The 1,300-nt window shown below is 33.2% G+C and carries 1 protein-coding gene; it reads right to left on the bottom strand.

The window, feature by feature from the left end; translation table 11 throughout:
• Positions 1 to 431: 431 nt before the first annotated feature.
• Positions 432 to 1,300: Na/Pi cotransporter family protein (locus tag IDG60_RS14690; protein ID WP_206160839.1), on the bottom strand; the 869-nt coding region annotated here is incomplete at its 5' end.

The following is a 1,300-nucleotide window of genomic DNA, read 5'->3' as shown; positions in this document are numbered from 1 at the left end:
ATTAAATGAGGAAATGTATAGAGCAGTGCATATAGATAAATCTATGATTGGATTAACACTAATATAAATATAAATGAAAAACCATCCACTTAAACTTTTGATAAGTTAGGTGGATGGTTATTTATTGCGTTGTTCTAAAAATTTGGACATTTATATAGAAGGAACTATATATAATGTGAAGGTTATGGCAATTCGCTTCAATGAAGGCGACGTGAAAGTGAATACTAAATGATTCGAGGTCAGACTCCGAGAACAGTGTCCGTCATGCTTACCGCATACTAATGAAGCATTATTATATCAGTGTTTATAGCCGATTTAAGATAATAAAGTTTGCTAAACAAAAAAGCCAATCCATTGATGTTGGATTGACCTTGTATATGCCTCTGAATCTCTAATTTTAAAAAATATGAATATAAATAAGACATTAAAAATTAAATTTCAGTTGTTGCAATTTCTTCATCTGTAGGTACATCATCGTTAAGACCAACAAGTGCTTCAGAAACATTTCGTGAATGATAACCGATACGTTCAAGAACACCAATCATATCGATATATAGTAATCCGCCTTTTGTTGTACATTCGCCACGATTAAGGCGTTTAATATGACCTTTGCGTAGTTTATGTTCAATATTAAATGATTCTCTACTACGTTCTACAATTTCATCTTTTTTCGTTTTGTCATAAACATCTAACATGTCGATGGCTTTATCAAATGACTCAGCAACATGGTTGAATAATTTATCCATACCGCGTTGTGCATCTTCTGTAATGCGAATATCTTCATCATGTTGGCGTTTTAATTGAGCGACATACTCTTCTGTTAGCTCTGCTACTTTTAAAATAGAGCGATTGACATCAAACATAACTGCTAAACGCTCAACGTCTGCCTTCGTAATGGCTTTTGTAGAAATTCTAACTAAATAATTTCGAATGCTATCATTGATTGTTTCAACAGCTTGGTGCTTTTGTTCAAGCTTCTTGATCAATTTTTTATCGTCTTTTGTAATTTCGCGAATGTCTTCAAACATTGATAAGACAATCTGACCCACATTTTGTAATTCTTTTTGAGTTTCTTGTAATGCAACACCAGGTGCGTGATAAACAAGATCTTTGTTTAAGTGCTGAGGTTTATAGTCATCAGCAATATCTTTACCTGGGACAAGCTTTGTAACTATCCATGCTAAACCTGCTACAAATGGTAATTGAATCAAAGTATTTGTTATGTTGAAGATACCATGTGATACTGCAATCGTCATCGCTGGTTTTAAGTGCCATACATCTTGTAACAAACTAATCAAAT

Source organism: Staphylococcus sp. EG-SA-2 (genome assembly GCF_017152085.1).
The sequence above is the reverse complement of the archived record's forward strand: the minus strand, read 5'-3'. Positions and strand labels throughout refer to the sequence as shown.